General features: G+C 68.2%; 7 protein-coding genes. 3 read left to right on the top strand and 4 right to left on the bottom strand.

The window, feature by feature from the left end:
• On the bottom strand, positions 1–292 hold a 292-nt coding region (locus FKP22_RS18350; RefSeq protein ID WP_211361459.1), incomplete at its 3' end, for an enoyl-CoA hydratase-related protein.
• Between the two features lie 154 nt (positions 293–446).
• Between FKP22_RS18350 and FKP22_RS18345 the strand changes: the two genes are divergently transcribed.
• A complete protein-coding gene (locus FKP22_RS18345; protein WP_141289073.1) occupies positions 447–1,352 on the top strand; it encodes an amidohydrolase family protein in 906 nt (301 codons plus the stop codon).
• Between the two features lie 12 nt (positions 1,353–1,364).
• Here the strand turns inward: FKP22_RS18345 and FKP22_RS18340 are convergent, their stop codons facing one another.
• On the bottom strand, positions 1,365–2,408 hold the full coding sequence (locus FKP22_RS18340) for a LacI family DNA-binding transcriptional regulator (RefSeq protein WP_141289072.1): 1,044 nt from the start codon (positions 2,406–2,408) through the stop codon (positions 1,365–1,367).
• A gap of 236 nt (positions 2,409–2,644) precedes the next feature.
• On the opposite strand from FKP22_RS18340, the gene FKP22_RS18335 reads away from it, so the two are divergent.
• Positions 2,645–3,634: a Bug family tripartite tricarboxylate transporter substrate binding protein gene (locus FKP22_RS18335; RefSeq protein WP_375140596.1), complete on the top strand. Its 990-nt coding sequence runs from the start codon at positions 2,645–2,647 to the stop codon at positions 3,632–3,634.
• A 49-nt stretch (positions 3,635–3,683) separates the two neighbouring features.
• On the opposite strand, the gene FKP22_RS18330 is transcribed toward FKP22_RS18335, so the two are convergent.
• Together FKP22_RS18330 and FKP22_RS18325 are read right to left on the bottom strand one after the other, a co-directional pair.
• Positions 3,684–4,697, bottom strand: coding sequence for a threonine ammonia-lyase (locus FKP22_RS18330; RefSeq protein WP_141289070.1), 1,014 nt, complete (start codon positions 4,695–4,697; stop codon positions 3,684–3,686).
• 255 nt (positions 4,698–4,952) lie between these two features.
• Complete coding sequence (locus tag FKP22_RS18325) at positions 4,953–5,708, bottom strand: hemerythrin domain-containing protein (RefSeq protein ID WP_141289068.1); 756 nt, start codon at positions 5,706–5,708, stop codon at positions 4,953–4,955.
• A 177-nt stretch (positions 5,709–5,885) separates the two neighbouring features.
• Between FKP22_RS18325 and FKP22_RS18320 the strand changes: the two genes are divergently transcribed.
• A partial coding sequence (locus tag FKP22_RS18320; RefSeq protein ID WP_211361458.1) for a winged helix-turn-helix domain-containing protein occupies positions 5,886–6,068 on the top strand: 183 nt, incomplete at its 3' end.

Here is a 6,068-nt window from a genome sequence, read left to right as displayed (position 1 = left end):
CATGCCAGCCGCGCGAGTGCGCAATGCCTTCGGCCACGCTGCGCTCGCTCAGCTCGGACAGGTCCAGCCCGGCGCAGAAGTGTTCGCCTTCGCCGCTCAGCAGCACCGCGCCCACGTCTTCCGGCAGGTTCAGCAGGGCGGTGTGCAGCTGGGCGATCAGCGGGTCGTTCAGCGCATTGCGCTTGGCCGGGCGGTTCAGCCGCAGGTGGGCCACGGCGCCTTGCTGGCTGATCTGCAGCAACGGCAGCCCGGCCAGCAGGCCGGTGGCGGGGGTGAAATCCGGGAGGGTCATGGGCAGGTGCCGGTGGAGGCAGAAAAATGATTCAGCAACTTAATCATTATTTGCGCTGGCGCGCCCGCAGATCAATCGAATATTTGTCCGTGAAAACCCCGATGACGCACCCGTCAATTGATTGTTTTACTTAAACAAATTTGGAGCTTTCTCGATGAACCTGGACGAGCTGATCGCGATCGACACACACACCCACCTGGAGGTGTCCTGCCGCAACCCCTTCGACAACTACGGCGAGGAGTTCGACCGTGCGGCCGACAAGTACTTCCGCTCGTCGCGCCGGCCGACGATGGACGAGACGATTGCCTACTACCGCGAGAAGAAGATCGGCTTCGTGAACTTCACGGTGGACGCCGAAACGCAGATGGGCCGGCGGCGCATTCCGAACGAGGAGATCGCCGAGGCCGCGCTGGCCAACCCGGACATCATGATTGCCTTCGGCAGCATCGACCCGCACAAGGGCAAGATGGGCGCCCGCGAGGCGCGCAAGCTGATCGAGGAATACGGCGTCAAGGGCTTCAAGTTCCACCCCACGGTGCAGGGCTTCGAGCCGGCCGACCGCATGGCATGGCCGCTCTATGAAGTGATCGCCGAATACCAGCTGCCGGCCATCTTCCACAGCGGGCATTCGGGCATTGGCAGCGGCATGCGCTGCGGGGGCGGCCTGCGGCTGCAGAACTCCAACCCGATGATGGTCGAGGACGTGGCGATTGCCTTCCCCGACATGCAGATCGTGCTGGCCCACCCGTCCTGGCCCTGGCAGGACGAGGCCATCTCCCTGGCCATGCACAAGCCCAACGTGTGGATTGACCTGTCAGGCTGGAGCCCGAAGTACTTCCCCGCGCAGCTGGTGCAGTACGCCAACACGCTGCTGAAGGACCGCATCCTGTTCGGCAGCGACTTCCCGCTGATCACGCCCGAACGCTGGATGAGCGACTTCGAGGAAGCCGGCTTCAAGGACCAGGTCAAGCCGCTGATCCTCAAGCAGAACGCGGCCCGGCTGCTGAAGCTGGGGCCTTACGCCGAGCAGGCCGCCGCCGCCGCCGCCGACCGCGCCTGAGCCGCCACCGGTTCAGGCGGTCTCGCGCGAGACCACGGTGAACCCCACCTCGACCCTGCGTTTGGCGACGGGCAGGCCTTCGGCCCGGGTGGCGAGCATCGCAGCCGCAATGCGGCCGATGGCGTCGCCATCGATCCGGACGGTGGTCAAGGCGGGCACCACGCTGCTGGCAAAGTCCAGGTCCCCGAAGCCGACCACGGCCAGGTCGCCCGGGACCGCCACTCCCATGACACGGCATTGGGTCAACACGCCCAGGGCCAGCATGTCGGAGCTGCAAAAGACAGCGTCGATGCGCGGTGGCGCCTGGCGCAGCAGCGAGTCGATCGCCTGGCGCCCTTGCGCGTGGGTGGTGGGGGCCGTCAGCATGTGCGTGACGGGCGGGGGCAGGCCCAGCATCGCGGCGGTTTGCAAAAAGCCCTCGCGGCGTCGGGCGGCGCGCGGATCGTCGCCGGAGATCAGCGCCAGATGCCGATGCCCCTTGCCATGCAGATACCGGCAGACCTCGGATCCGAGCTGCACCTGCGAGACACCGACCAGCATGTCCAGCGGTGCCTCGGTTTCGTCCCAGGTCTCGACGATCGGGATGCCGCAGGACTGCAAGGCCCGCCGTCCCTCTTCCGAGTGCATCACGCCGGTCAGGAAAATGCCTTCGGGCCTGCGGCCGATGGCGGCGCGCAGCAAGTCATCCTCGCGGTGCGCGCCGTAGCCGCTTTCGCCGATCATGAGCTGGATGCCGCGCTCACGCAGCGCCTCGGAAAGCGCGCCGATCATGCCTGCGAACAGTTGACCGGTGGTCGTCGGGATGAGGGCGACCACCAGCCGGCTCTTCAGGGACCGCAGCCCGCCCGCTGCGAGGTTGGGCACATAGCCGGTGCGGTGGATGGCGGCTCGCACGCGTTCCAAGGTCGGGCCGGCGACGCGATGCGGTTCATTCAGCGCTCGGGACACCGTCATCAGGGACACCCCCGCGAGGGCGGCGACCTGATGAATGGTCACTGCGCCGCGGGTCTCGGTGGAGGCCGGCGGCGGCGGCGGGTCAGAAGGGGGGAGGGCCATGCGATGGGGGATTCTAGAAGTCACCCGGCGACGCGCCCGTTCCCCGGGGAAACACTGAGGCGAACGCCTTTGACTTGGCCTGATGTTAACGTTAACAATTGCCAAGGTGCCCAGAGGCTGTTGCCGGCCAAAGCCGAGCTTTCGCCGCGCGGAGAGCCGGTCTTGCGGTGCGCTGGCGCTCCGGTGAGCGGGCTGCCGTCGGCCGAGGCACCTTGTTCGACCTTGCAGGAGAGATCATGTTCAAAGCCAAATCGCCGATGCGACGGTGGGTCGCGCTCGCGCTGGCCACCGTCGCCCTGGGCGGCCTGACTTCCATGGCGCAGGCAGCCTATCCCGAGCGGCCGGTGACCCTGGTGGTGCCTTTTCCGCCGGGGGGCTCCACCGATGCGATCGCGCGGACCTTGGGGGCCAAGCTTCAGGACAAGTTGGGCGGCACCTTCATCGTGGAAAACCGACCGGGCGCCACGGGCACCATCGGCGCAGGCCAGGTCAAGCGCGCAGCGCCGGACGGGTACACGCTGATGGTGTCGTCTTTGGGGCCTTATGTGATCGCGCCGCACTTGATCAAAAACGTGGCCTATGACGCAGCCAGGGACTTCGATCTGCTGACCGTGGCGGTGCAGGCGCCGAATGTGCTGGTCGTCCCGGCGGCATCGCCCTTCAAGTCGGTGGCCGACCTGCTTGCCGCGTTGAAGAAAGACCCGGGCAAGCTGAGCTTCGCTTCCTCGGGCAATGGCTCTTCGGATCATCTGACCGCTGAACTGTTCTGGCAGCAGACCGGCACGTCGGCCTTGCACGTGCCCTACAAAGGGGGCGCCCCGGCCATGACCGATTTGCTCGGCGGGGTGGTGGACGCTTCGTTCCAGAACATCAACGCCGTGATCCCTCACATCAACGCCAACAAGCTGCGGGCGCTCGCCGTGACCGGCGACAAGCGCTCCCCGCTGCTGCCTCAGACCCCCACGCTCGGTGAGGCCGGCGTGCATGGCGCGGATGTCTACTCCTGGCAGGCCGTGGCGGCACCAAAAGGGCTGCCCCCCGACGTGAAAGCCAAGCTTCATGCCGCGATCGTCAGCGCACTCAACGATCCGTCGGTGAAGCCCAAGCTTGTGGAGCAGGGGTTCGAGATCGTCGGCAACACGCCGGAGCAGTTCAAGGCCATGCAGGCTTCCGAATTTGCCCGGTGGAAGAAGGTGATCGAGGTCGGCCACATCACGGCCGACTGAGTGGCCTGAGCGGCCCGAGCGCGCGCCCAGGCCGCTGGGCAGCAACGGCTCAGGCGGCTTCGGCCAGCAGCTCGCTGAAGCGCGCCGTGTCGATGTTGGCACCACACACCACCAGGGCCACGCGCTTGCCGGCCAGAGCCCCGCGCAAGGGTCCCAGCAAGGCCGCGGTGGACGCGGCGGAGGCCGGCTCCACCGCCAGCTTCATGTCCCGGAACAGGTGGTGCATGGCCGCGACCATCTCGCGGTCGTTCACCCGAACGATCTCGTCCACGAAGCGCCGGCACACGCCGTAGCTGTAGGCCAGCGCATAGGGCGCGCAGAGGCTGTCGGCCACGGTGTCCACGCGCGCCAGCACCTGTGGCGCATTGGCCTGGAAGCTGCGGTACATCGCATCGGCACCGAAGGGCTCGACGCCGAAGACCTGGGTGCGCGGGTTGAGCTGCTTCACCGCCGCGGCAATGCCGCCGCACAGCCCGCCGCCGCCCACCGGCACGACCACCGCGTCCAGCCACGGCACCTGTCGCATCAGCTCCAGGCCGATGGTGGCCGTGCCTTCGGCGGTCAGCGGGCCGTCGAACGGATGGATCATGCTGAGGCCTTCGGTGGCTGCCTGCTGTGCCTGGGCAAAGGCCTGGTGGATGGTGTCGGTCAGCAGCACCTCGGCGCCTTGCTCGCGGCAGGCGGCCACGCGCACCGGGCTGGCATGGCGCGGCATGAACAGCAGGGCATGCGTGCCGGCGGTGCGTGCGGCGTAGGCCACCGCCACCGCATGGTTGCCGGCACTGGCGGCTACCACGCCGCGCGTCAGCGCAGGCGCGTCCAGCGCCTGGATGCAGTTCAATGCGCCGCGCAGCTTGAAGCTGCCGGTGTGCTGGAACAACTCCAGCTTCAGCCAGACCTCGGTCTGCGGGGCGAGCTGGCTGGCGGCGCCGGTCTGCCATTGCCATACCGGCGTGTGCAGCACCTGGCCGGCCAGCCGCCGGGCAGTGCGCTCGATGTCGCACAGCAGGGGATGGGCAGTGGACTCCGTGCCCGGGTGGGCGGACGAAGCGGAATGAGGCATGGGAATTCTCCGTGGGTCAACGCGTGGGATGGCGCGGGAAGCGCGCCGCTGCAGGCGAGGGGACCGTTGGGCACCGGCGTGACGCCGCAGCTCAACGGTCCTGGAGAATTCGAATCGCGAAGGGAAGGGCCGCAGCCATCGACGCGCAGCACAGCACGCGGGCCACGAGGCGCGGCGCAGGCTGAAGGCGTGGAGGGCGGGAGGTCACGGGCGGATGATCGCACAGCGCCGGATCCGGCGCCTCCGCCGGTCGCTTCAGTCGATGGCGCCTTCGCCCTCCAGGCCGAACTGCGAGGCCATCTCGGCCCACAGCACGGGCGGGCAATTGCGCTGCACGACGGGCCGCAGGCGGCGCCATTGGCTGCGTGAACAGGCGTTCTGCAGGCCCCAGGCGAAGACCCGCGTCGCGACCACGGGCGGCTGCGAGGTCGAGCCGAACTCGGCCAGGTGGCGCGTCACCCAGCCGACGGACCAGTCGAAATCCGGCAGTTGCTCGGTCGGCACGATCACGCGCTCGTGCACGACGCGGCCGCGTGCCTTCGGGGTCGGCGCGGCCTGCATGGTCAGCGGCGTGACCACTGCTTCCTCGTGCAGCAGGTGGCCAAGGTGCACCTCGCGCCAGGCGGCCCAGGTGCCGTATAGCAAAGCCGGACTGCCGGCCGCCAGCGCGGCATCCACTCGCGCGGCAAAACGCGCTTCCTCCTGGTGCTCGTCCGGCAGGTGGGCGGCGGTGATCGCCCCGGCACCCACCTCGTCCAGCAGTGCGAACATGGTGTGGTCCTCCATCGCCACATGCACGGCGAGCGCACGCTGCAGGTCCCGCCATTCGGTGGCGAAGCTGGCGCTGTCGCCCAGCTTCAGCGCCTCGTGCTGCAGGCGGATGCTGGTGCGGAAGGCCTCGTGCGTGTTGCGCAGGATGGCAAACGACATTGGACTGGGCGCATCTGCATTGGTCGCGCTCGTCGCGGGCGCCTCGATGCGGGGTTCGGCTGTCAGGGAAGCTTGGGTCATGTAGGCACCTGTGTCGGGAGTGGGGCGGTGGCTGGCCAGCGGTGGGCAGCGCGTGGTTCGAACTGTGGATGTCGCCCCGCCTGGCGTCCTCAAACGGTCCCAAAACTTCGCCAAAATCGGCCCCTGGCGCCTGCTCCCGCAGCTGCTTCGCCGCCTCGCGCTCGGAAAGGACGCGTCTTGCCGAACCCCCAACCTCGATCACCGGTCATCGCGCCTTTGCGTTTCGGGCCGTCCCGGCGCTTCGAGCTGCAGCCGGAGGAGGGCCGCCTGCTGGTGGACGGCCAGCCCGCGACGCTGGGCCGGCGGGCGCTGGACCTGCTGATCGCGCTGGCCGAGCGGCCCGAACACCTGCTGACCAAG

The sequence above is a fragment of the Ideonella azotifigens genome (assembly GCF_006519715.1).
Classification (GTDB): Bacteria; Pseudomonadota; Gammaproteobacteria; order Burkholderiales; family Burkholderiaceae_C; genus Ideonella; species Ideonella azotifigens.
The sequence above is the reverse complement of the archived record's forward strand: the minus strand, read 5'-3'. Positions and strand labels throughout refer to the sequence as shown.

Bases quoted from the DNA above. Each gene is read 5' to 3' on its own strand.
- FKP22_RS18330 (WP_141289070.1), bottom strand. From the start codon at position 4,697: ATGCCTCATTCCGCTTCGTCCGCCCACCCGGGCACGGAGTCCACTGCC.
- FKP22_RS18345 (WP_141289073.1), top strand. From the start codon at position 447: ATGAACCTGGACGAGCTGATCGCGATCGACACACACACCCACCTGGAG.
- FKP22_RS18340 (WP_141289072.1), bottom strand. From the start codon at position 2,408: ATGGCCCTCCCCCCTTCTGACCCGCCGCCGCCGCCGGCCTCCACCGAG.
- FKP22_RS18325 (WP_141289068.1), bottom strand. From the start codon at position 5,708: ATGACCCAAGCTTCCCTGACAGCCGAACCCCGCATCGAGGCGCCCGCG.
- FKP22_RS18335 (WP_375140596.1), top strand. From the start codon at position 2,645: ATGTTCAAAGCCAAATCGCCGATGCGACGGTGGGTCGCGCTCGCGCTG.